Here is a 23472-nt window from a genome sequence, read left to right as displayed (position 1 = left end):
GAATCTTAGGTGACTTATCTTTGTTAGTTGGTTCTTTTGCTTCAATTGTTGCACTCAAGTTCATCGTTGTTAAACCCATTACAGCTACAGTTACTAATACCTTTTTCTTTATTTTCATAAATCCCCCTAAGTATTATGTATATTTCACTCTTAATAAGAATAATTATAATATTTTAACATAATTAAATACATTTGTGTAACTTATAAAGGAGATTGCACACATGTTGAATTAGTGAAAAAGTATACTGAATGCGACATACACTAACAATATTGCCATAATAATATTAAATAATTTTTCATGTTTTATAAGAATTTTCTTGAATATTGTACCTAAAACAGCCCAACTAAATGTACCTAAAAATCCAATTACAGCTAACACCAATAAAGAACTTATTTCTGATACTCTACTCATTTCTACTGAGATAATAAATGTAGAAACAACAGTCAAAGCATAAATAATCGCTTTAGGATTTATAAATTGCAATATTATCCCATAACCTAAACCACTAAGTTTTTCATCAAACTCTTGTTTCGAATCGTTATAAGAGCTTTTCACAATTTTGTAAGCCAAATAAATTAAATAAATAAATGCAAAAACTTTCATAAAAAGCTCAATCAAAGGAAATGCATTACTTAAAAGTTCATTAAATAAATAAGAAATTATAAGTAAACTTAAAAATCCAATACCAACACCAATCGAAAAGCGACTGGCTCTCTTAAAATTTAATTCTTTCGAAAAATACAAGGCCATAATATTATTAGGGCCCGGCGTAAAACTCGCGACAAATCCATAAATAATCATGGAAAGAAACGCCATCATAAGACCCCCTTTTTAACTTTCATCCATTATACTTTTTTATAAGAAATTATAAAATATTTTTTCAATTTAGTTTATAATCAATAAGTAAGTCGAAAAGACACATCAAACTTTATTCAAACGCTCAATAAAAATCAAAAACAAATAACCTAGTTCATACATGATATGTACTAGGCGCTCAATCTGTAACATTAATTAATAGTAAGTTCATGAACAATTCCCCAAAATTAAGAATTCACTTCATGTTTAAAGTTTTTTAGCTATTCGCATTCCCAACATTATACTATAGTCTATAGATGAATTTAGTTTTATAAAAACGATTGGTATCACCTCTGTACCAAGTGGTATGATGAATACATCTTCTTCTTTCATTTCTAAAGGTACAGTTATTGGTTCACTAAACCCTGCCATGCTATCTATAAATTGACCAGTAAGCATTAATTGATTTTCATGTTCATATACTTCAATTTTTAGACCTTCTCGTTTATAGGTTCCTATATATTTTTCTGCATTGCTAAGATTTATAGAATGATAAGTACTTAATAGTGGTTGCAGTTCACCTACATTTAAGTATTCTATTAATTCTCCTACAAATTCATGATAAAATGATTGGTATTTTCCACCATTAACTAAAATCGTTATAATTAAATTAGATGTTGGTAATATATCAACATAACTATATTGACCAAACATTGAACCTTCATGACCAAATCCTTTTTCTTTGTCATAATTATAAAGTGAAAAGCCTCTTCCCCAAGCATAAGACTTAAACGTCCATTTATCATGACAATTCATCTGTGGAGTTGTCATTAATTTTTTTGATGAAGAATTTAACAATTCATCATTTTGTTCTAATGCTAGAAACGGTAAAAAGGACCTTGTGACATTTTCTGCTGACGAACACAACGTTCCCCCATACGGACCACTGGATCGTGATAATGTATTCCACTTTTCATTCGATTGCAAATCACCACTATTATCGTAATAATGACCAGTAGCAAATGTATGATTCAATATATTTTCTGGAAGTGTTTCAGTATGATTCATGTTCATCGGTTTAATTATAAAACGATATAGTGCATCATCCCAAGTAAATCCAGTAATATTTTCAATTATACTACCTAACAAATTATATCCCACACTACTATATGAAACGACCTCATCTGGTGATGCATCAAATGCGATATCTTGAAGATGTGCAACATATTTTTGCAAACAGTCATCACCTCTTCCTGTATTTAAATAATAATCTCCTGTTAAACCACTTGTATGGCTTAACAATTGATCTATTGTTATTTGATTTAAATATTGAATGTCTTTATCATAAATCTGTAATATATCATTCACCTTAGTATTGAGTTCAATTTTGCCTTGTTCCACCAATTTCAAAATCATTATCGCGGTATATACTTTTGTTATGGATCCTATTTGAAATAAGCTATTTTGATTAACAAGTTCATTTCGCTGTAAATGTAGTTTTCCAGATTGAAAATTATATATTTCACCATTTAGATAGATAGAAACTGAAGTACCAGGTATGTCATACTTCTTCATTAATGATTCCATACGACTCAACCAATATACTTTATCAATTTTCATGAATTGCCCTCCTTATTGTCATTTTTAATAAACAATGTGATAGGTAAAAATAATACAACTTTGAAATCATTTTTAGTATAATACTTTATCTTGTAAAAGTATTGCAATATGACTATATGTAAATATTATTTTATGCATTCATTTAAATTATATAATATTTGATATGGTTTTATTTTAAATTGACCAATCAGAAATATTGAAGTAGATTTAGTCTACGTAAATTTTTAATGTTATGTAAAAGCAAAAAAATCCCATAGACCTATGTCTATGGGCGATTGTAACTTAGAATTATTTTTCTAATGATTCAATATATTTAACAGCGTCACCAACAGTGTTGATTTTTTCTGCTTCCTCATCAGGGATTTCCATATCAAATTCATCTTCTAATTCCATAACTAATTCAGCGATATCTAATGAATCAGCACCTAAATCATCTTTAAATGAAGCTTCAGGTGTTACTTTTTCAGCGTCTACTCCTAGACGATCTACAATTATGTCTTTAACTTTATCGAAACTTGCCATTCCATTCACCTCCTTTAAATGATTTATATTTATGATAACAAATTTTAATGTAAATATTAATGTTATTTACATTATTTATTGCATGAACATTCCACCATTTACGTGTAATGTTTGACCTGTAATATAATTTGCTTTATCACTAGCTAAGAATACAACAGCATTTGCAATATCTGTATCTTCCCCGAATCGATCTAATGGGATTTGTGATTTCATTTGTTCTTTAAGTTCATCTGATAATTCATCTGTCATGTCAGACACGATAAACCCAGGTGCTACTGCATTACAAGTAATGCCACGAGATGCTAATTCTCTTGCAAATGATCTTGTCATGCCTTCAATACCTGCTTTAGACGCAACGTAATTTGCTTGTCCAGGATTTCCTACTGCACCTACTACACTTGATAGGTTAATAATACGACCTGACTTTTGCTTCAACATTGTTCTCGTTACTGCTTGAACACAGTTGAAAGTACCTTTAAGGTTTGTGTTAATAACATCATCAAATTCATCTTGTTTCATTCTCATTAGTAAATTATCTCTTGTAATTCCAGCATTGTTTACAAGGACATCAATTGAACCAAATTGACTTACTGTTTCTTTAACCATTGCTTTTGCTTCATCTATGTTACTTACATTCGCTTGATATACAAATGCGTCTACACCTAATTGTTTAATTTCTGATGCAACTTGCTCTGCTTTTTCTTTATTACCTGCATAATTGACTACTACATTATAACCATCATTTGCTAGTTCTAATGCGATTTTTCTACCAATACCTCTTGAAGCTCCAGTTACGATTGCTGTTTTTGTCATTATTCATTCCATCCTTTAATATCATCAATAGTTTGAATTGAAGTTATTTTAACGTCTCGACTAATTTTTTTGACAAGTCCTGATAATACTTTGTTTGGACCGATTTCGATAAAATGGTCTACTCCATTATCAATTAAATATTCTATAGATTGACTAAATTCTACAGGTGAGAATAATTGTTCAACCATATTATGTTTAATTACTTTGTGATCAGATTCTGGTTTAGCGTAAACATTTTGAACAATTGGATGTTCTGCATCTTTCCATTCAAACTGATCTATATATGCTTTGAAATCTTCAGAAATTGTTTCCATCATTGAAGAATGAAAAGGTCCTGATACTTTTAATGGCATTACACGTTTAGCACCTAGTGATTTACCTTCACTTGCAAGCTTCTCTATTAGCTCTGTATGACCTGACACAACAATTTGTCCAGGGCAATTAATGTTAGCAGGTTCTATTATTTTATCTTCAGTAGATAATTGTTCACAGATTGATTTAACTTCATCAACATTTAAACCTAATACTGCTGCCATTGATCCAACTCCATTAGGAAATGCTTCAGACATTAATTCTCCACGTTTATGTACAATTTGTACAGCATCTTCAAATTTCAACACACCTTCAGATACTAACGCTGAGTATTCACCTAAACTGTGTCCTAATGCATAGTCATAGTTTAAGTCCTGTAATGCATTCATGATTGCTGTACTATGTGTTAAAAGTGCGGGTTGCGTATATTCTGTTAATCCTAAGTTTCCTTCTGGATCTTTAAACATAATCTCTAGTAAATCAAATGACAATACTTCATTTGATCTATCTAGAATAGATGTTGATTGTATCTCTGTTTGATATAAATCTTCTGCCATTCCTACTTTCTGTGATCCTTGGCCAGGAAACATAATTGCTACTTTACCCATTTATATCACCTACTGCTTTCGTCATTTTGTCTATTATTTTTGTATCTGCAGCTAGTTTAGCTTGTTTAATTGCATTATAAAATGCGCGTTCATTTGAAGATCCGTGTGCTTTCACGACAATTCCATTTAATCCCAAAAGGACTGATCCACCATATTCTGCATAATCTAATTTATCTTTGATACTTCCAAAATCTTTTTTCAATGTCAAAGCTGCTAATTTATTAATTGGTGATGCTGTCATAACATCTTTCATCATTTTGAAAATTCCAGTTGCAGTACCTTCAATTGTCTTAAGAACCATATTACCGTTATAGCCATCAGACACGACAACATCACTTGCATCTAATAATAAAGTTTTTGGTTCTACATTTCCAATAAAGTTCTCAAAATTTTCTTCTTTTAATAATTGGTATGTCTTCTTAGTTTGTGCATTACCTTTAGATTCTTCAGTACCTATGTTTAATAAAGCGAGTGATGGTTTGTCTATACCTCTAATTTGCTTGGCATAGATTTCCCCCATTTTTGCATATTGGACTAGATGTTCTGGCTTAGCATCTGAATTTGCACCAATATCTAAAAACACAAACCCTTTACCAGTAACAGTGGGAAAAGTAGCAACTAATGCTGGTCTTTCAATCCCTTTAATTCGTCCAACGATAAATAGACCACTACTCATTAATGCCCCAGTGTTCCCGGCTGAAACACATGCTTCAGCTAACCCATCTTTAACAGACTTTGCCGCAAGTACCATTGAAGCATTCTTCTTTCGCTTGATGGATCTAACTGGTTCATCATCCATAGTGATGACTTCATCTGTATGTGTGAATTTAACGCGTTCATGTTTAAAATCACATTTATTCTCATCACCAAATAATAAAATTTCTAAGTCTTTAAAATCATGAATCGCTTGCTTAACCGCTTCGATTACGATATTTGGCGCATTATCCCCGCCCATCATATCAATCGCAATTTTAACCATTTTTTTCACCCTCGCTTGCATAATACATTTCAAATTGTCCTTTAAATATCGTCTCACCTTGAACGCTACTTGTTACGTCAACTTTTGCAATATGCTTAGATTTATGTGTAACTGTTGCTTTTGCAATAACTCTTTCATTCAACTTTACAGATTTAATAAACTGAACATTGCTCTTTGTTGTTAACGCTAATTCGTCATTTATAAGTGCAACACATAATGAGTTTGCTTGCGCAAATATATAATGCCCTCTAGCTATTCCATTGCGTGTAAAGACATGTTCTTCCCTTATATCTAATAAAGATATTGCTGTTTTATCTAATTCTATATCAATGATTTCACCAATAACATCTTCTATTGGTAATGATTTAATTTCGTCATGTTGCTTCGTTGCGACATCTTTAATACGACGTCTTAATTCAGGTATGCCGAGCTCCATTCTATCTAATCTAATAGTTTGGATGCTCACATTAAAATATTCACTTAAAGTTTCGTCAGTAACAAACGGCTCTTCTTTTAAACGATTTGTTAGTTCTTTCTGGCGATCTGTTTTTGATAATTTCATTTCATCCAAATCCATTCTATTATGTACTTATAGCTATAGTTAGCACCTGCTATCATGACCTACCTTATCTATACTACCATGTGTCTATCAAATTACTCAACAAATAACGCAATAAAAAAACGAGTGAAATGAATTTTTTCACTCGTTTAGCTATATTTAAGCTGATTTCTCTTCTACAGCAGTATATATCATACGTTCTTCAAATAATAAAGTTTCTGGATTATATGTGTCACATGTGATTAAAGTAAGTTGATTTGGCTTACCTTTATGTTCATTTAATACTTCAACTTGTGTTGGTTTAACATTTTTAATGGTCTTTATTTTGTAAGTCTTCGTTCCATTTAACGTAATGAGTTCTACTTTATCCCCAATCTTCGCTCTATCTAAATAATTAAAGCGTATGCCTGCTCCTTCTACTCTATGACCAGCAATTGCAACGTTCTGTTCGGATAATTTTTCACCTTCATCAACGAGTGAAAGTCCGTTTTTTAAATTTTGTTCTGTAGCTGGACCATTAAAAATCGGTTCATTAATATCAGCAGCTGGTACTTTTAAATAGCCGACCATGTTATCTCCAAGTTTAATTTGTTTTGTATCTGTTTTCGTTATAAATGATTCGACTGGATTAATATCTACTTTATCTTCTTTATTCTCAAAAGATGTGATTACTTTGTCATTAACTCTGTCTGTAACGTATGTTCTAATATCATTCCAGAAGAATATTGTTATCGCTGTGATAATTAATAACAAGCCTATTATTCTTAAAACCCATCTCATGTTTTTAACAACCTCTCAAAATATGTTAATTTTAATTTATAAAATTTTCATATTGAAGTCAATCAAAATTTTGTTCTTCCATTGATTCTTGTACAAGCAACCTTAATTTATCGTATTTTGGTTCAAAGAATTCACCTGACTGAACGAGTTCTGCCGCTTCATCTCGTGCAACTTCTAACATTCTATAGTCTTCAACAATATTAGCAACTCTGAAATCAGGTAGACCACTTTGTTTAACACCAAAGAAATCACCTGGGCCACGCATTTCTAAATCTCTTTCAGATAAATAAAATCCGTCAGTCGACTCAGTCATGATGTGCATACGCTCCACGCCACTTTCCGTTTTAGGAGATGCTACTAATGTACAATAACTTTGATGATGGCTACGTCCTACTCGGCCTCTCAATTGATGTAATGTTGATAAGCCAAATCTATCCGCATCATAAATTATCATAAATGTTGCATTTGGTACGTTAACCCCTACTTCTACTACAGTCGTTGAAACCAAGATAGCAATTTCATTTTGACTAAATCTATCCATGATATGATCTTTTTCTTCTGAACTCATCTTACCGTGAAGCAATCCTACTTTTTCAGCACCGAATTTAATTTGAAGTTGTTCATATATCGCCACTACATTTTGAACATCTAATGCTTCACTTTCTTCAATCAAGGGACAAATAACATATGCTTGTTGTCCTTTTACTATTTCACTATTTAATTGATTTAATACTTGTTCAATTTCATCGTGTTTCGCCCATGATGTAATAATTTCTTTACGACCTTTAGGCATCTGTTTTATAGACGTAACATCCATTTCTCCAAATGCTGAAATAGATAACGTTCTTGGTATCGGCGTTGCCGTCATAAACAGAACATTTGTATCTGCACCTTTTTCACGTAATTTCTTACGTTGATTAACACCGAATCTATGTTGTTCATCAATAATAACTAATCCAATATCATTAAATTCAACGTCATCTTGTATAAGTGCATGTGTACCTACGATAATGTCTATTTCTCCAGCATTTAATTGTTCAAGCAACAATTTACGTTTCTTGCCTTTAACTGAACTTGTTAACAGTGCGACATTCAATTGTCCTTTAAACAACTCATCCAAACTTATAGCGTGTTGTTCAGCTAATATTTCTGTAGGGACCATTAAAGCACTCTGTTTACCTGAATTAAACATTGCAAATATGGCAATTGCAGCTACAACTGTTTTCCCTGACCCAACATCACCTTGTAGTAGACGATGCATCTTAATTGGCGCTTTCAAATCTCTAAAAATTTCATTCACACTATTTTTTTGAGCGTCAGTCAATTCAAAAGGTAACGTATCAATAAAATTTTTCACATCATTGATATTATAGTTTAAGCCTTCGATTTGATTTGATTCCTTTTCCAATTTACTCAACCACTTCATTTTCAATTGAAATAAAAACAATTCATTAAATGAGAATGTACGACGTGCAAACTTCAATTGTTCGAACTCTATCGGTTTATGCAAAATAGGAATGACTTCTTTTAAAGACATCAATTTATATTTATTTATGAGTGTATCTGATAACCACTCATCTATATTTACTAACTTTAAAGCTTGTTCAATATATTTATTGAGTTGCTTTTGTTTGAGTCCTTCTTTCAATCGGTATATTGGCGTAAGTGTATTACCACCTCCACTACGTTCAGCCATTACTTTTTGACCGGTAATAACTTGTTTTTTTTGTTCCCATTTACCTTTGACAGTTACAGTTTCTCCCATAACTAATCGTTTCTTTAAATAGGGTTGATTAAAGAAAGTTACTTTTACAGCAACACCATCTATCATCATATGACAAGTCAATTTCGACTTATTTCTGCCAAAAAATGCGACTGTAGGGCTAGAATAAACTTCACCTGTAACAGTTACAACATCTCCATCCGTTGCTTCATTTAAATTAATGACAGATTCATCTTCGTAACGTGTTGGTAAATATAGAACCAAATCTTCTAAAGTATGTATATTTAATTCATTTAATAATTGTAAACTTTTAGGACCTACACCTTTAAGTTCTTGTAATGTATGATCTGTATAGATTAAATGTTGCTTTCCCATTATTTATCACCTAGATTAATTAATATCTTAATTATAGAACAAATATTCGTGTTTAACCAATAGATTGCTATTTTTCAAACAACCTTGATTATACAGCATCATCCAATTGCCTTCATAATCCACAAGTTGGACGACAATTTCATTCGAAACGATATAATCTTAAAATTCAACAAAACTAGGCTACTCAATTCCTATAAATTTCAGGAAATGAGTAGCCTAGAAAATAATGTTCTTATTTAGTTACCAAATATTTCTTGTTTCAATCTTTCTCCAGTTGGTGTTCCAGCTAGACCACCTCTACCTGTTTCGCGAAGTGCTGAAGGCATTGTTTGTCCTATTTTGTACATAGCTTCAATTACTTCATCTGTCGGTATTCTAGATTTGACACCTGCTAAAGCCATATCTGCAGATATAATGGCATTTGATGCACCTGCTGCATTTCGTTTTACACATGGTACTTCAACTAGGCCAGCTACAGGATCACAGACTAGACCAAGCATATTCTTTAAACTTATCGCAAATGCTTCTGCAGATTGTTGAGGTGTTCCTCCAGCCATTTCAACAGTTGCTGCTGCACTCATCGCCGCAGCTGAACCTACTTCTGCCTGACAACCTCCAGCAGCACCAGATATAGATGCGTTATTTGCGACAACAAAACCAAATGCACCTGTTGTGAATAAGAAATTAATCATATCTTCTCGAGATGGGTTTAATTTTTTCTTTAATGCAAATAATACACCAGGTGCTACACCGGCAGAACCGGCAGTTGGTGTCGCACATATTTTACCCATTGCAGCATTCACTTCATTTGTAGCTACTGCTTTACTTACAGCATCAATCATTAAGTCGCCAGATAATGATTTACCACTTTCTAAATAGTCTTGTAATAACACTGCATCCATACCTGTCAAACCTGTTGTTGATGTAACGCCATTAATGCCTCGTTCAACTGCTTTTTCCATAGTATCAAGGTTTCGTTCCATATTTCTATATACGTCTTCTCTAGAGAGTTTTGTAACATGCATTTCTTGTTCTATCATAACTTCGTATATTTTTTTATTATCTCTTTCACATATTTCAATTAGTTCTTTAACGCTCTGAAACATATTAAACCCTCCTTTTATGATTCACCCATTAGAGATACCGTCTGCACACCATCTATCACTCTAATTTGTTCAAGTATTTCATCCGATATATCATCATCAAGTTCGCAAGTCATTAAAGCTAAATCGCCTTTTTCTTTACGTGCAACTTGCATACTCCCAACATTAATTCGATTATCACCGAAAACATTTGTGACTTTCCCAATTGTTCCAAATGTATCTTTATGGAATACTAACAATGCTGGATAATTCCCACTAATCGCAATACGGAATCCATTAATCGCGACGATTTCTACTTTACCTCCACCGATTGAAATGCCTTCAACCGAAATTTCCATTTCTTTATTTCGCATACTAATAATTGCAGTGTTAGGATGTGATCTTTCCTCAAACATTTCAATAAAGTTTACATCTATACCATTTTCTTCAGCCGTTTGAAGACTTGTCTTAATTCTATCATCATCCGTATCATACCCTAAAATACCACCAACAAGAGCGACGTCTGTACCATGCCCTTTATATGTTTCCATAAATGAACCGTATAAATATATATCAATGTGATCTGGCTTTCCATTAAAAAGCTCTCTCGCAATTAATCCTATTCTTACTGCACCCGCAGTATGAGATGATGATGGCCCAACCATAACTGGACCTATAATGTCGAAGACACTTCTATATTTCATCAATTATCACTCGTTTCTATTTTGATTTCACCATACTATTATAACAACTCAAATCACTTTTGTAAGCGTTTTAAAACATAAAAGACAACAACGTTTATTATTTAACATTGTTGTCTTTTATGTCTATTTTTATTCTACTGAGAATAAGAAAGAATAAATTGGTTGATCACCTTGATGAACTTCCACTTCAACATCTTCATATTTTTCTTCAACATATGATTCCAGTTGCGCAACTTCTTCATCAGTGGCACTTTCACCTTTTATGATTGTTAAAATTTCACTTTCTTCATCAATCATATCATCAATTAGTTTTTTACTAACTGCTACATGATTAGAATCACTTACTTTAATCTTGCCTTCGTTGATTCCCATGAATTCATCTTTCTTAATTGTGATACCATCTATATTTGTGTCTCTAACAGCATACGTTACTGATCCAGATTTAACAAAGCTCATTGCTTCTTCCATCTGTTTTTTATTCTCTTCAATTGTTTGTTCAACATTGTAGTTTAACATTGCAGATAAACCTTGAGACACTGTTTTAGAATTTACAACCGCTACAGGAATATCAACTAAATGCTCAACTTGTTCTGCAGCCATGATGATGTTTTTGTTATTAGGTAAGATGATTGCTTTTTTGCAACCAGATTGTTTAACAACTTTAACAATATCTTCAGTTGATGGATTCATCGTTTGTCCACCACTGATTACATGTGTTGCACCAAGTGATTTAAATAATTTTGTAATACCTTCACCCATAGAAATTGTAATCACAGCTGTTTCAATTTCTTCTTGTTGTTCTTGTTTGATTTTTTTGTTTGCGCTTTTTCTTAAAACTTCTCTATGTTGTTCACGCATATTTTCGATTTTTAGTTTAATCAGTTCACCATATTGACTACCATAAGTTAACACTTCTCCTGGTGTTTCAGAGTGAACATGTACTTTAACGATTTCATCATCTGAAATAACAAGTAATGAGTCTCCGAATTGACTCATATCTTCTCGGAATTCCTCTTCATCAAATGGTTTCTTATCTTTACCGAAGCGAACCATGATTTCTGTACAATAACCATATACGATATCTTCCGTACTCATTACACCACCAAAATCATGGTCATCATTAATAAATTCGTCTGTATCTACTTTTTCTTTGTTAGGTTCAATCTTTTCACCTTTTAGAGCAGCGTAGAAGCCTTCGTATACAAACATTAAACCTTGTCCACCACTATCTACTACGCCTACTTCTTTAAGTACAGGTAATTGATTTGGTGTGTTTTCTAATGCTGCTTGCCCTTTTTCAATGATTGCTTCCATAACTGTAATAATGTCATCAGTTGTTTCAGCAGATTTAACAGCTGCTTCACCTGAAGCTTTAGCAACAGTTAATATCGTACCTTCAACAGGTTTCATTACGGCTTTATAAGCTGTATTGACACCAGCTTGTATAGCTTTAGCGAATTGTTTAGCATCTATTGAACTTTCATTCTCAATTGATTTTGAAAATCCTCTAAATAGTTGTGATAATATAACACCAGAATTACCTCTAGCACCCATTAATAATCCTTTAGAGAATACTTTCCCTACTTCACCTATGTGATCACTGTTTTGTGATTTAACTTCTGTTGCTCCTGAAGACATAGATAAATTCATATTTGTACCTGTGTCTCCATCTGGAACTGGAAATACGTTTAAAGAATCTACAAAATCTGCATTGTTTGATAAACTGTCTGATCCTTGAATGATCATATCTGCAAACAATTTGCCGTCAACCTTTTTCATACTGTAATTGCCTCCCTATGCTTCCTCATCGTCGTTAATTACGCGAACGCCTTGTATATATATATTTACTGCATTGACTTTTAAGTTTAATGATTGTTCTAAAGTATATTTAACAGCTGATTGGACATTGTTTGCTATTTCCGAAATTTTCGTACCATAACTTACAATAATATACATATCTACATCAAGTACACCTTCATTTTGAGAAACAATTACACCTTTAGTGTAGTTATCACGTCTTAAGATTTCTGCTATCCCATCTCTTACTTGGTGCTTACTTGCCATACCAACAATTCCATAACATTCTACAGCAGCACCGCCGGCTAATGTAGCTATTACATCATTTGAAATATCTATACTGCCATACTCATTTGTAATTTCTAATGTCATAATTGTGTCCCTCCTACATATTTATATTAATATGTGTTTTTACTTATACATATATGTTCTGTTTAATTATACTTAAAATCATATTCAAATCGCAAGAATTCATCATTATATAAACGTTTTTATATAGAACGTTTTCACAAGATATCATTATAACAAATAAATTGAACTTTAAAACACTTTTAACGAAATTTGTCATTATTTTTTCGTTTTTTTCTTAAAAATCATTGAATAGCCATCTTCAGCGTGTTATATTATTAAAGTGTGTAAACGTAAATAAATGTGTATTTATATTTCATTAAAGGAGGATATTTATGGCTAAAGAATGTTTCGTAACAGGTCGTAAAGCTAGAACAGGTAATAACCGTTCTCACGCATTAAATGCTAACAAACGTCGTTGGAACGCTAACTTACAAAAAGTTAGAATTTTAGTTGACGGTAAACCTAAACGTGTATGGGTTTCTGCTCGTGCGCTTAAATCAGGTAAAGTTACACGCGTTTAATGAATATAAGTCACATATTAGTAAAGAGAACCTTTGTGTGGAAGGTTCTCTTTTTTTATTTGTCTTTACATTGCATGACTAATATATTCCCTAATTCAACTGTAACGGTAGGGTGTTTTTCTTCTTCCTTAAATTCGTTACTAATCGTTAAAGTTGAGCCTTGTTTCAAAGTAGTATAAGGCAAATCGTATTTGAAGTTATCAAGTTTGATTCGTATATTCGAATTTAATGGAATAAAAGAAATGTATTTCATACCTGTTACTTGAGTCATAGTATGAGTTCCTGGTTTTAATACTTGAATATTATTTTGTTGATCGATTATTGAAATGTTCAAATCATTTTCAATAAACTCAGGTTTAGTAAGAATTTGAACCGCTCCCATGAAATGATCTAACCTTCCACCGGTGGCACCATAAATTTCAATATCAGAATAGCCCATTTCTACAGCTAGATTAACTGCAAGTGCTAAATCGGTATCATCTTTTTCTTTTTTTACTGGATTGACTTTTACCTTTCGTTTAATTTTCTCAAATTCAGTTTCATTCACTGAATCAAAGTCTCCCACAGCTGATATAGGTACAATATTATGTTCGATAAGTTCAAATGTCCCTCTATCTACACCTATCCAATCTGTATCTTGATCCTCCAAGATTTGTGTGTCTATATTTCTCAAACTACATAAAAGTTTTACTTTCACCATTACTCACCCTTTAATTTTAGAACTGGTTCCTTATAGTCATCATGTTTAAAGTAATATGAACCAGCAACTAGTATATCTGCACCTTGTTCTCTACATAAAGCGCCTGTTTCTTCATTTACGCCACCATCTACTTCAATTTCAAAGTTCAAGTTATGTTCTTGGCGATAACTATTGAGCCATGAAATTTTGTTTAATGTTGTTTCAATGAATGACTGACCTCCAAATCCTGGATTAACTGTCATAACAAGTACAAAATCCACGTCTGCTAGGATTGATGATAATAATTCAACTGGTGTGCCTGGATTTATTACAACACCAGCAAGTTTATTGTGCGCTTTAATTTGTTGAATAGCTCGGTGAATGTGAGGCGTCGCTTCAATATGAACTGATACCATATCACTGCCAGCTTCACAGAATAAATCTATCATTTGTTCTGGATCGTTTATCATTAAATGTGTATCAATTATCATATCTGTATTTTTTCGTAAGGATTCTAATATTGGGAGTCCTATTGAAATATTCGGCACAAATTGACCATCCATTACATCAAAATGCAATATATCTGCGCCAGATTCTTTAACTTTGTTTACTTCTTCTTTCAAGATTGAAAAATCACATGCTAATAATGAAGGTGCTATTTTAGTCATCAGTATCTTACCTTTCTATTTTGAATTTCTTCAAATAATGTTAAATAATGTTTATATCTTAATTGATAAAATGAACTGTCTTTAATTAACTCTTTCACTGCACATTTAGGTTCATTTATATGCGTACAATTTCTAAATTTACAATTTGGTTTTACCTTTTCAAATTCTGGAAATAAATCTGCGAGTTCATCTTTTTCAATATGCGAAAAATCTAATGCACTAAATCCAGGCGTATCAGCGAGATATCCATGTTCCATTTCAAATAATTCTACATGTCGCGTCGTATGTTTACCTCTATTTAAAGCTTTTGAAATTTTATTTGTTTCAATATTTAAATCTTCAAACAATCTATTCATCATAGTTGATTTTCCAACACCAGATTGACCACTTAATACGATTATACCATTTATTAAAGGCTTGATTGCTTCAGATAAATCGTCATGATTTCCGACAAATCGAGTTTCATAACCGATTGCTTCATATTGTTTTAACAAATGCTCAACTTCTTTAATCTCTATTTCAGTTGATAGATCTTTTTTAGTTATACATATGATTGGTGTAATGTTATAAGAATGAACGATAACCAAAAATCGATCCAATAATTGTTGACTTAATTTAGGTTCTACTGCGCTCATGACAACAATTACTTTCTCAATGTTTGACACTGGCGGTCTTAACAACATATTGTCTCGCTCATGAATATGTTGTATATAACCTCCTGTTTCATTTTCAACTTGAAAATCTACGATATCTCCAACAACTGGTGATTGTTTGTTTTTTCTAAACAACCCTCTCGCTTTCGTAATATAAGTACCATCATCTGTTTGTACAGAGTAATCACCACTAATAGACTTTATAATTCGTCCTGTCTTCAATATAACACCTACCTTTTTATTTATTTAATTTAAATACCATTATCACTTCAGTACCTTTTCCTAATTCACTTTCGAAGAATATTTCTGCATCATGATGCGCAATAATCGATTCTACAATTGATAAACCTAAGCCATTACTATCAGCATGAACATTGTGCGATTGATCTCCTTTATAAAATCTATCTTTAATGTGATCAATTTGTTCGCGTGTCATGCCATCACCTTCATCTAATATTTTAACATTTGCTGTGCCATTTTCAGAATGAATCTTGACTTGAATCATGCTAAATTCTGGTGAATATTTAATTGCATTATTTAATATATTATAAAATGCTTGATACAATAACTTGCTATTCCCTAATATATTGATTTCTTCCATATCAAAAATAATAGATATGCCTTTTTCATCAATTAAATAATTTAGATTTCTTACGACTTCTTTTAAAGTTTTATTTAAGTTTACCTCTTCTTCGAATGATAAGTGTTCACTATTATCTAATTCAGAAAGGAGTAGTAACTGTTTCGTCAAGTTACTTAATCTATATGCTCTTAAATAAATATCTTCAATGATTATTTTTCTTCGTTCTTCTTCTTTCTCATACTCTAACTCTCTCAATAAACTTAGTATTGATTGTAATGGTGATTTAATCTCATGAGATACGTTTTGAACAAATGATTGCCTCATCGTATCTAATTGTTTCAATTCGTCTCTCATTTTTATGAATCGATGTTGTAATACCCCTATTTCATCATCTCTGGATACTTTTATATCTACATCAAAATTCCCTTTAGCTAAATCTTCTGTTGTTCTCATTAAGCGTTTAATTGGATAAGCTAATGAACGACTGGATAGCATAACGAATGTTAATGAAATAACGATTAATAACACAAGCAATATCGCAAGAAATACTCTGAATTCTCCTAACATCGACCCTACACTTGGTCTTAAAAATAATGCATAACTTTTGCCATTATGGTTTATTTTTAAACCAACTGTATTTCGTGTTTCGTTATCAAAAAAACCTGTAATGAATATATTAAATGGTCGCTCCTTTATTCCATGATAAGGTTTGTTTTGTAAAACTTTATTCACCGCATCATCATTTAAATTAAATTTTCTAAAATGGTCACCATAATACGTCGGTTTCATATTGTCATCATATAAGATAGCTTGATAATGTAAATCTGTTATATGTTTTAAATAATTGTTTAACGGTTCATCATTATCTTGTTCAATATAAGTTTTAACATCCTTTAACGTTTCCATTACTTTATGGTCATTCTTTTGCTTTAAATCTATATGATAATAAATATTTGTTAATATAAACCCTAAAATCGAACTCACGAGCATAACGACTATCGTATATATCGTAATACGTTGGGCAAGTGACTTAAACTTCATTTTGATGCACCGCCTTGTACCCAACTCCCCTTACTGTTTTAATCAATACATCACTTTCGAGTTTTTCAAGTCGCTTTCTCAATCGTTTGATGTGTACATCTAACGTTCTTTCATCACCTTCAAAATCAAGTCCCCACACTACTTCTATAATTCTTTCACGTTGTAATACTTTATCTTTATTTCTTACTAAATAGTCTAATAAAGTGAACTCTTTTTTAGGCAACAACATAGACTTTTGATTAATTTTCAATTCCATATCAACTGAATTAATGATTGTATTGCCTAATTGTAATTCTGTTGAAATATTGATTTGAAAACGACGCAATACAGCTTTAATTCTAAAAATTAATTCTTTCATTTCAAACGGTTTCGTTACATAATCATCCGTACCGGATAGAAATGCGTTTTCTTTATCACTCAATTCATCTCTAGCCGTTAACATTATGACCGGAATATCAAAACTATCTTTCAGCATCTTACATAATTCAAACCCATTTATTCCTGGCATCATAATATCTACAACTGCAATATCTATATGATGGTGATCAACTACTTCTAGTGCTTCTTCCCCATCATTACTCGTTATGACATGTATACCTTCACGATCTATCTCTCTTTTTAAATCATTTAGAATGAATCGGTCATCATCTACTACTAAACATGTAACCACGTTATCACCTCTTACTATTATCATACCAAATTCGATTAAAAAAATGTTCATACAACTATATTTATAAATTTTTATTTACTGTATAAATTTTATCAATGACTCGATTTCCTTAGTTTAATGATAAATAAAAAGACACCATACAACTATTGTTGTACGATGCCTCCAATTTATTGATAAAAATTGGCTTCTAAATCATTGTTCAAGTTGTCTGATTAAACAGATTCAACGTTACGATTTACTAATGCGTTAACATTTTCAATAATCATACCACTTGCAACACGACCAGGTAATTTATTTAAATTAACTGATTGGTCTTGATCTTTTTTAACATCATAAGAAATATCTTTAGCAAAGAATTTCATTGATTCTTCCATAATAATAATTGTCATCCACTCACCAGCACAACGGTGGTTTGTATTATAATCCCCGCCGCCTTGTGGAATTAAATCAAATGGACTTCCATCCCAATCACTAAATCTGTTTGGATAGAATCTTTCTGGATTTTCCCAAAGTCCTTCTTTGTGTAAAGTTCCGTAGATATCAAGAACTAAGAAAGTTCCCTTTTCGATTGTATAATCTTCAAATTCAATATCTACTGCTGCTCTACCTGGTAAGAATGGTACAAAAGGATAGAATCTTCTAACTTCTTGTACAAATTTATATGCATAATCATTTTCATTATTGAATACTTTTTCAGCTTCGCCTGGGTAGTCATGTAATGCTTTTACACCAAAGCTTACGAAACGATTAATTGCAACTAATGGACGTACGACGTTCATTAAATCGATTGCACATAATCTTGAGTCCATAGGGTTACCTTCAAAGTCTTCCCAATGACTAAATTCGTATAATGCTGTACCTTGTGGAGGTGTCAATTTACCTTCACGTACTGCAATAATTTGATTTTCAAGGAAAGTTTCGACACGATCTCTTGCTTGTTTAGCTTCTTTATATCCTTTGAAAGCAGTACCTATATTTTTAAATGAATCAATCATCGTATCCATATCTTCTGCACAACGTTCAATTTCTTCAGGAGAAGCAATAACGCCAGCCCATCTGAAACCAACTTTAGTTAGTAAGATAATTGATTCTTTATATACGTTTACTTCATCCATTCTTTCCATACGTTCAATGTTAGTAAACCAGAAACTACGTGTTAATTCACGTAAGTAATCTAAATTCTCTTCAGTCATTAATGACATGAATAGTGCTTTACGGTCAATATGTTTCTTACCGCCTGTTGTATGTATAGCACCTTTACCGAATAATGTATTAACAACACGTTTAGGTAAAGTTCCTTGTCGTTCTATTAAATCGTTATTATAGAAGACCTCTGCCGCCTCTTTACCACTAAACACGACTGTTCTACGTCCACCTAGAGCTCTTAATTCAAAGATATTTGAATTATGTTTCTCTAGTCTATTTGGTACATATTTGTAACCCTCTTTCAATACTTTGAATGTGCTATCCAATCCACGCTCTTTTGGTATTTGCTTGCCCATAAAAATTCATTGCCTCCTAGAAATCTTGTTAATGTTATACACTTCTTCATTATTCCATTTTCTAAGTAAATAATCAATTAACAACTATTATCTATAGTAAATTTTATATCTAAATCAATAATTGCATGTCTTTTTGACCATTCAATCAATTCAGTCGGATAAATTGCATCACGGTACTTTATGTTTTTCATATTTTCAACTGGAAATGTTAATATAAATCTTTGATCAATTATTTCATCAACCAATTCATTAAATGTAGTATTTCCTTTAGTTGGACGCCCTACTGTTTTCACAATTTTAGATGGTGATACCTTATCCACCAACCATTCAGCCGCTTGCTCTGTATCCTTATCTATCATTACGGTAACACAATCAAAACGGCTCATGCCAATAATTTCTATTATCTTGTCATCAAAAAATTTCCAATTTCCAACTGGTTGATCCAATAAATTTTGATAAAATGATTGATCATTCATCTCTTCAGATTGCTTAAAGTAACGTTCTAGTTTCTTTTTATAAAGCATCTTATGTTTTTCACGTTCAATTTCTATTTCCATATCAGACACATCTATCTTCTCACGCGAACCAATTTCATAAAAATATGGCAATAAAAATTCAGCGATATTCACTTTATTAAAACTTGCATTTCTTAAATCAAAAATCATTTCTCGATTGGATGATTGTATCTTCGACAACTCATATAATGCTTCTACTGCTTGGCTAAATGTTATATTCCCCTTAAATTCTACAATTGGTACATCATCTTTCGTATAAACAGAAACACTTGATTCATTAGTTTGTTTAAACAATCTTAAGTCAAAATGATATTCTTGATTACTTCTTTCAATATCCACTGAATTTTGAAAAGTTAAGATATGATTCCAGTCTTCACGATGATACGGTGTATCACCTAATATACGATGATATCTCTTTCTGCAATAATCAATTACATCACCAGATAATTTTTTTATTTCATCACCAACTACAAAGCGAATATCATCTATTACTTCTGTCACGACAAGTGAGTTTTTCGTGGCTCTTACTCTGAAGCCTACTTGTTTTTCTTCTTCTTTGAGTGCTTTTAAACTTACATTTATGAATCCCATATCATAAAAATAATTATTCATCACTTCCACAAATACTTTATCAGTTAGTTGCGGTGACAAAACAATGTTTTTATATTCATCATAAATGGTTTGTTTGGATTCATCTTGATTCATAACATGTTCAACTTGTTTATGAATATATTCGTATAATGCAACATATGGAAGCATATTTTCACCTCGTATCCATTTTCTAAATTTTACTAATATACTAGAGGTAAATCAAATTTTATTTTAATTAAGAAACTAAAAAAACCCTTAACCTACAAACTGTAAGTTAAGGATTAAATCATATAAACCCGTTTATCATATTAAAAATCGTCGTAATCTATCGTGTCACTTTGGATTTCTTTACCATCTACTTCAACACTATATTCTGCTGTTTCACCTTTAGGTATCGTAAAGTTGATGCTCTTAGTTGTGTCTTTCTTAATTGTAAATGAGTCTGCAACATTTTTTAAATCATGAGATTTATCCTTTATAAAGATTTCTACTTTTTGACCTTTTTTATCATCAGACCCTGTAAATGGTATATACACAGACTGAGTATAAGTTTTGTCTTGTAAACTATCTTTATCGTCTTTATTTTTACTGTTTTTATTATCTGTATTTGTTTTTTTCTTTTCTCCATTGGAGACATTGAAATAAATCGTTGAATCTACTGGTAATTGAACATCTTTATAAGACTGTTTCAAGATTGTTCCTTTTTCTTCATTGCTCTCAATATCTTTAGTCTCTACAGTAAAGCCTAAGCTTTCCAACTCTGATTTAGCTGTATCGATATTTTCACCAGTATAGTCTTTAACATATTCTTGTTTAACACCAATTGATTTCGTTAAGATTAATGTTGTATCTTTCGGTACAACTTTACTTCCCGGATCAATATTTTGGTTGATAATCGTTCCCTCTTCAGCTGAATCATACTGTTCTTTAATACGGATTGAATCAAATTTTTCTTTTGCTAATTGTTTTTTAATTTCGTTAGCATTTTTCCCGATATAATCTTCAATCGTAAATTGTTTAACACCTTTGGAAATTACGAGGTCCACTTTCGTCATTTGTTTAACTTTTGAACCTACTTTAGGTATCACTTTCATAACTTCACCGTCTTTAAAGTTATTACTGTATTCTTCTGTAATGTCACCTTTACGAAGACTTTTTTCATTTAGCATGGCAATGGCTTTGCCTCTAGATTTTCCTAGAAGGTTCGGCACATCTTCATATTTTGGAGCAGTTAAAGCAAATCCTATAGCACCAAAAAGCATACACAATAACAATATTGGAACAAAAATAACAAGCCATTTATTCTTTTTACGCTTAGGTTTTTGTTGATTTTGTGCAGGTATAGCATGCGTATCATTCATACTATTTGATTGAACTTCTTTAGTATCACTATTCATTGTTTGACTAGTAACTACAGGAATTGTCTTAGTTTCTGTTGTTGAATCATATCTAGGTGATTCATCTTGTCTATCATCATCCAATGCAGTAATAAGGTCATAATACATTTCGTCAGTATCTCGATAACGTAATGATTTTTCTTTTCTTGTTGCTTTCATTACAACATTTTCGATACTTTGAGGTATTGATGGCCTCTCACTTCTGATTGAAGGTATTTCTTCTTGTATATGTTTAATCGCAACACTCACTGGCGTTTCACCATTAAATGGAGGATGACCTGTTAACAATTCATATAACACAATACCTATAGAATAAATATCTGATGATTCATCGGTAGGTTGACCTTTCGCTTGTTCAGGTGATAAATATTGAACCGATCCCATAACATGATTTGTTTCAGTTAGTGCTGTTTCACTAAGAGCTCGTGCTATGCCGAAGTCTAATATTTTTAATGTATCATGTTTTGTCATCAATATGTTTTGAGGTTTAATATCTCGATGAATAATTCTATGATGGTGCGCATGGGCAATACCTTTTAAAATTTGCAACGTCATGTCGACTGCTTCTTTAGCTGATAGTTTACCTTCTTTAGATAGGTATTCTTTTAAAGTTGGCCCATTAATGTATTCCATCACTAAATAGTAACAATTATCATCTTCTTCAACATCTAATACGTTCACAATATTGTTATGACTTAAAATTGTAGTATTTTGTACTTCTCTTTCAAATCGTTCAACGGTTTTTTCTTTTTCATTAGGCGGTATATTGATTACTTTTATAGCAACTTCTCGATTTAAGATATTATCTTTAGCAAGATAAACATTACTCATACCACCGCCACCTAAATACTTCACTAATTCATAGCGACCGGCGATTATACGACCTATCATATTTTCCCACCTTCAAATGGACATAATATGAATGAAATATTATCTTTACCTTCAATTTCAATCGTACTATCAATTAAAGAAAAACCGATATCCTCAATCGTTCCATCATTTGTCATGATGAGTTTTTGAACGTCATCTTCATGTAAATAATCCGTTAAACCATCTGAGTTTAATAATAAATAATCATAATATTTAGTTTGGTAATAGAAAACATCCGCTTTAACACGTTTATCCGTACCCATAACTTTAGTTATAATGTTCTTCTGAGGATGTGTAAATGCTTCTTCTTTTGTTATTTCACCAATTGAAACTAGGTGATTAACAAAAGTATGATCATTTGTTAATTGCATCATTTCACGATTGTTTACTAAGTAAGCACGTGAATCACCGATATTTGCCACAACGATATCTTTTTCATAAATTAATACACAAACACAAGTCGTGCCCATGCCTTTATAAAGATCGTTTGACATAGACTCATTGTATAATTGTCTATTGATATCTGCTAAGTTAGCTTTCAACCAGTCCTCAGCTTGTTCATATTCAATATAATTTTCTTGTTCGAATCTATCTCGTAGTGAATCATTCACAAATTGACTTGCAACTTCTCCTGCAGCATGACCACCCATACCATCACATATAACAAGTAAAATTTGCCCTGTTTGATTAGTATAGATGCCACCTGCATCTTCATTTTGTTCACGAAATTGTCCGACATCTGTAAAAAAACGTGCTTCCAT

Annotated in this window: 23 protein-coding genes; 1 reads left to right on the top strand and 22 read right to left on the bottom strand. The window is 31.9% G+C overall.

Annotation, left to right across the window (positions count from 1 at the left end; all coding sequences use genetic code 11):
* Positions 1-229: 229 nt before the first annotated feature.
* The 13 genes from CD111_RS03030 to CD111_RS02970 all read right to left on the bottom strand — a co-directional run bounded on the left by CD111_RS03030 (position 230) and on the right by CD111_RS02970 (position 13042).
* Positions 230-817 carry a LysE family transporter gene (locus CD111_RS03030; protein ID WP_095088390.1) on the bottom strand — a complete coding sequence of 196 codons (588 nt, stop codon included), beginning with the start codon at positions 815-817 and terminating at the stop codon, positions 230-232.
* A gap of 246 nt (positions 818-1063) precedes the next feature.
* Positions 1064-2416, bottom strand: coding sequence for a serine hydrolase domain-containing protein (locus CD111_RS03025; RefSeq protein ID WP_095088392.1), 1353 nt, complete (start codon positions 2414-2416; stop codon positions 1064-1066).
* Positions 2417-2704: 288 nt separating this feature from the next.
* Positions 2705-2938 carry an acyl carrier protein gene (locus CD111_RS03020; protein ID WP_017000113.1) on the bottom strand — a complete coding sequence of 78 codons (234 nt, stop codon included), beginning with the start codon at positions 2936-2938 and terminating at the stop codon, positions 2705-2707.
* A 75-nt stretch (positions 2939-3013) separates the two neighbouring features.
* Positions 3014-3751: a 3-oxoacyl-[acyl-carrier-protein] reductase gene (gene fabG, locus CD111_RS03015; RefSeq protein WP_095088394.1), complete on the bottom strand. Its 738-nt coding sequence runs from the start codon at positions 3749-3751 to the stop codon at positions 3014-3016.
* The gene (fabD, locus tag CD111_RS03010) at positions 3751-4671 is read right to left on the bottom strand and encodes an ACP S-malonyltransferase (protein ID WP_095088396.1); all 921 of its coding nucleotides are present in this window, start codon (positions 4669-4671) and stop codon (positions 3751-3753) included. Before fabD ends, fabG begins: the two co-directional genes overlap by 1 nt.
* A complete protein-coding gene (gene plsX, locus CD111_RS03005; RefSeq protein WP_095088398.1) occupies positions 4664-5650 on the bottom strand; it encodes a phosphate acyltransferase PlsX in 987 nt (328 codons plus the stop codon). Before plsX ends, fabD begins: the two co-directional genes overlap by 8 nt.
* Complete coding sequence (gene fapR / locus CD111_RS03000) at positions 5643-6212, bottom strand: transcription factor FapR (RefSeq protein ID WP_095090135.1); 570 nt, start codon at positions 6210-6212, stop codon at positions 5643-5645. Before fapR ends, plsX begins: the two co-directional genes overlap by 8 nt.
* A gap of 156 nt (positions 6213-6368) precedes the next feature.
* Entirely contained in the window at positions 6369-6989 is a 621-nt protein-coding gene (locus CD111_RS02995) for a class A sortase (protein WP_095088400.1), read from the bottom strand.
* Positions 6990-7047: 58 nt separating this feature from the next.
* A complete protein-coding gene (gene recG, locus CD111_RS02990) occupies positions 7048-9087 on the bottom strand; it encodes an ATP-dependent DNA helicase RecG (protein ID WP_095088402.1) in 2040 nt (679 codons plus the stop codon).
* Between the two features lie 236 nt (positions 9088-9323).
* Entirely contained in the window at positions 9324-10193 is an 870-nt protein-coding gene (gene sdaAA / locus CD111_RS02985) for an L-serine ammonia-lyase, iron-sulfur-dependent, subunit alpha (RefSeq protein ID WP_095088404.1), read from the bottom strand.
* A gap of 14 nt (positions 10194-10207) precedes the next feature.
* Positions 10208-10873: an L-serine ammonia-lyase, iron-sulfur-dependent subunit beta gene (gene sdaAB / locus CD111_RS02980; RefSeq protein WP_095088406.1), complete on the bottom strand. Its 666-nt coding sequence runs from the start codon at positions 10871-10873 to the stop codon at positions 10208-10210.
* Positions 10874-11002: 129 nt separating this feature from the next.
* The gene (gene fakA / locus CD111_RS02975) at positions 11003-12652 is read right to left on the bottom strand and encodes a fatty acid kinase catalytic subunit FakA (protein WP_095088408.1); all 1650 of its coding nucleotides are present in this window, start codon (positions 12650-12652) and stop codon (positions 11003-11005) included.
* A 15-nt stretch (positions 12653-12667) separates the two neighbouring features.
* Entirely contained in the window at positions 12668-13042 is a 375-nt protein-coding gene (locus CD111_RS02970) for an Asp23/Gls24 family envelope stress response protein (protein WP_095088410.1), read from the bottom strand.
* 311 nt (positions 13043-13353) lie between these two features.
* Here CD111_RS02970 and rpmB point away from each other — a divergent pair, with 311 nt between their 5' ends.
* Entirely contained in the window at positions 13354-13542 is a 189-nt protein-coding gene (gene rpmB / locus CD111_RS02965; protein WP_078356111.1) for a 50S ribosomal protein L28, read from the top strand.
* A 55-nt stretch (positions 13543-13597) separates the two neighbouring features.
* Here the strand turns inward: rpmB and CD111_RS02960 are convergent, their stop codons facing one another.
* From CD111_RS02960 to CD111_RS02920, 9 genes are all read right to left on the bottom strand, one after another.
* Positions 13598-14242, bottom strand: a complete 645-nt coding sequence (locus CD111_RS02960; protein WP_229726504.1) for a thiamine diphosphokinase — start codon at positions 14240-14242, stop codon at positions 13598-13600.
* Positions 14242-14889 (bottom strand): ribulose-phosphate 3-epimerase, encoded by a 648-nt coding sequence (rpe, locus tag CD111_RS02955; protein WP_095088412.1) that lies wholly within the window; start codon positions 14887-14889, stop codon positions 14242-14244. Before rpe ends, CD111_RS02960 begins: the two co-directional genes overlap by 1 nt.
* Positions 14889-15764, bottom strand: coding sequence for a ribosome small subunit-dependent GTPase A (gene rsgA, locus CD111_RS02950; RefSeq protein WP_095088414.1), 876 nt, complete (start codon positions 15762-15764; stop codon positions 14889-14891). Before rsgA ends, rpe begins: the two co-directional genes overlap by 1 nt.
* A 16-nt stretch (positions 15765-15780) precedes the next feature.
* Positions 15781-17166: a sensor histidine kinase gene (locus tag CD111_RS02945; RefSeq protein WP_095088416.1), complete on the bottom strand. Its 1386-nt coding sequence runs from the start codon at positions 17164-17166 to the stop codon at positions 15781-15783.
* On the bottom strand, positions 17156-17836 hold the full coding sequence (locus CD111_RS02940; protein ID WP_095088418.1) for a response regulator transcription factor: 681 nt from the start codon (positions 17834-17836) through the stop codon (positions 17156-17158). The genes CD111_RS02945 and CD111_RS02940 overlap by 11 nt, the downstream gene beginning before the upstream one ends.
* 212 nt (positions 17837-18048) lie before the next feature.
* A complete protein-coding gene (locus tag CD111_RS02935) occupies positions 18049-19338 on the bottom strand; it encodes a cytochrome P450 (protein WP_095088420.1) in 1290 nt (429 codons plus the stop codon).
* A 77-nt stretch (positions 19339-19415) separates the two neighbouring features.
* On the bottom strand, positions 19416-20612 hold the full coding sequence (locus CD111_RS02930) for a hypothetical protein (RefSeq protein ID WP_095088421.1): 1197 nt from the start codon (positions 20610-20612) through the stop codon (positions 19416-19418).
* 140 nt (positions 20613-20752) lie between these two features.
* Positions 20753-22732 (bottom strand): Stk1 family PASTA domain-containing Ser/Thr kinase, encoded by a 1980-nt coding sequence (gene pknB, locus CD111_RS02925; protein ID WP_095088423.1) that lies wholly within the window; start codon positions 22730-22732, stop codon positions 20753-20755.
* Positions 22729-23472, bottom strand: a complete 744-nt coding sequence (locus tag CD111_RS02920; protein ID WP_095088425.1) for a Stp1/IreP family PP2C-type Ser/Thr phosphatase — start codon at positions 23470-23472, stop codon at positions 22729-22731. Before CD111_RS02920 ends, pknB begins: the two co-directional genes overlap by 4 nt.

It is taken from the genome of Mammaliicoccus stepanovicii, from assembly GCF_002902525.1.
GTDB lineage: Bacteria > Bacillota > Bacilli > Staphylococcales > Staphylococcaceae > Mammaliicoccus > Mammaliicoccus stepanovicii.
The sequence above is the reverse complement of the archived record's forward strand: the minus strand, read 5'-3'. Positions and strand labels throughout refer to the sequence as shown.

Excerpts from the sequence above, each read along its gene's own strand:
- sdaAA (WP_095088404.1), bottom strand. The coding sequence starts at position 10,193 with ATGTTTCAGAGCGTTAAAGAACTAATTGAAATATGTGAAAGAGATAAT.
- CD111_RS02920 (WP_095088425.1), bottom strand. The coding sequence starts at position 23,472 with ATGGAAGCACGTTTTTTTACAGATGTCGGACAATTTCGTGAACAAAAT.
- CD111_RS02935 (WP_095088420.1), bottom strand. The coding sequence starts at position 19,338 with ATGGGCAAGCAAATACCAAAAGAGCGTGGATTGGATAGCACATTCAAA.
- CD111_RS02970 (WP_095088410.1), bottom strand. The coding sequence starts at position 13,042 with ATGACATTAGAAATTACAAATGAGTATGGCAGTATAGATATTTCAAAT.
- fabD (WP_095088396.1), bottom strand. The coding sequence starts at position 4,671 with ATGGGTAAAGTAGCAATTATGTTTCCTGGCCAAGGATCACAGAAAGTA.
- CD111_RS03025 (WP_095088392.1), bottom strand. The coding sequence starts at position 2,416 with ATGAAAATTGATAAAGTATATTGGTTGAGTCGTATGGAATCATTAATG.
- CD111_RS02995 (WP_095088400.1), bottom strand. The coding sequence starts at position 6,989 with ATGAGATGGGTTTTAAGAATAATAGGCTTGTTATTAATTATCACAGCG.
- fabG (WP_095088394.1), bottom strand. The coding sequence starts at position 3,751 with ATGACAAAAACAGCAATCGTAACTGGAGCTTCAAGAGGTATTGGTAGA.
- CD111_RS03030 (WP_095088390.1), bottom strand. The coding sequence starts at position 817 with ATGGCGTTTCTTTCCATGATTATTTATGGATTTGTCGCGAGTTTTACG.
- CD111_RS02930 (WP_095088421.1), bottom strand. The coding sequence starts at position 20,612 with ATGCTTCCATATGTTGCATTATACGAATATATTCATAAACAAGTTGAA.
- CD111_RS02945 (WP_095088416.1), bottom strand. The coding sequence starts at position 17,166 with ATGAAGTTTAAGTCACTTGCCCAACGTATTACGATATATACGATAGTC.
- fakA (WP_095088408.1), bottom strand. The coding sequence starts at position 12,652 with ATGAAAAAGGTTGACGGCAAATTGTTTGCAGATATGATCATTCAAGGA.
- recG (WP_095088402.1), bottom strand. The coding sequence starts at position 9,087 with ATGGGAAAGCAACATTTAATCTATACAGATCATACATTACAAGAACTT.
- CD111_RS02960 (WP_229726504.1), bottom strand. The coding sequence starts at position 14,242 with ATGGTGAAAGTAAAACTTTTATGTAGTTTGAGAAATATAGACACACAA.
- rpmB (WP_078356111.1), top strand. The coding sequence starts at position 13,354 with ATGGCTAAAGAATGTTTCGTAACAGGTCGTAAAGCTAGAACAGGTAAT.
- sdaAB (WP_095088406.1), bottom strand. The coding sequence starts at position 10,873 with ATGAAATATAGAAGTGTCTTCGACATTATAGGTCCAGTTATGGTTGGG.
- CD111_RS03020 (WP_017000113.1), bottom strand. The coding sequence starts at position 2,938 with ATGGCAAGTTTCGATAAAGTTAAAGACATAATTGTAGATCGTCTAGGA.
- fapR (WP_095090135.1), bottom strand. The coding sequence starts at position 6,212 with ATGAAATTATCAAAAACAGATCGCCAGAAAGAACTAACAAATCGTTTA.
- pknB (WP_095088423.1), bottom strand. The coding sequence starts at position 22,732 with ATGATAGGTCGTATAATCGCCGGTCGCTATGAATTAGTGAAGTATTTA.
- rpe (WP_095088412.1), bottom strand. The coding sequence starts at position 14,889 with ATGACTAAAATAGCACCTTCATTATTAGCATGTGATTTTTCAATCTTG.
- plsX (WP_095088398.1), bottom strand. The coding sequence starts at position 5,650 with ATGGTTAAAATTGCGATTGATATGATGGGCGGGGATAATGCGCCAAAT.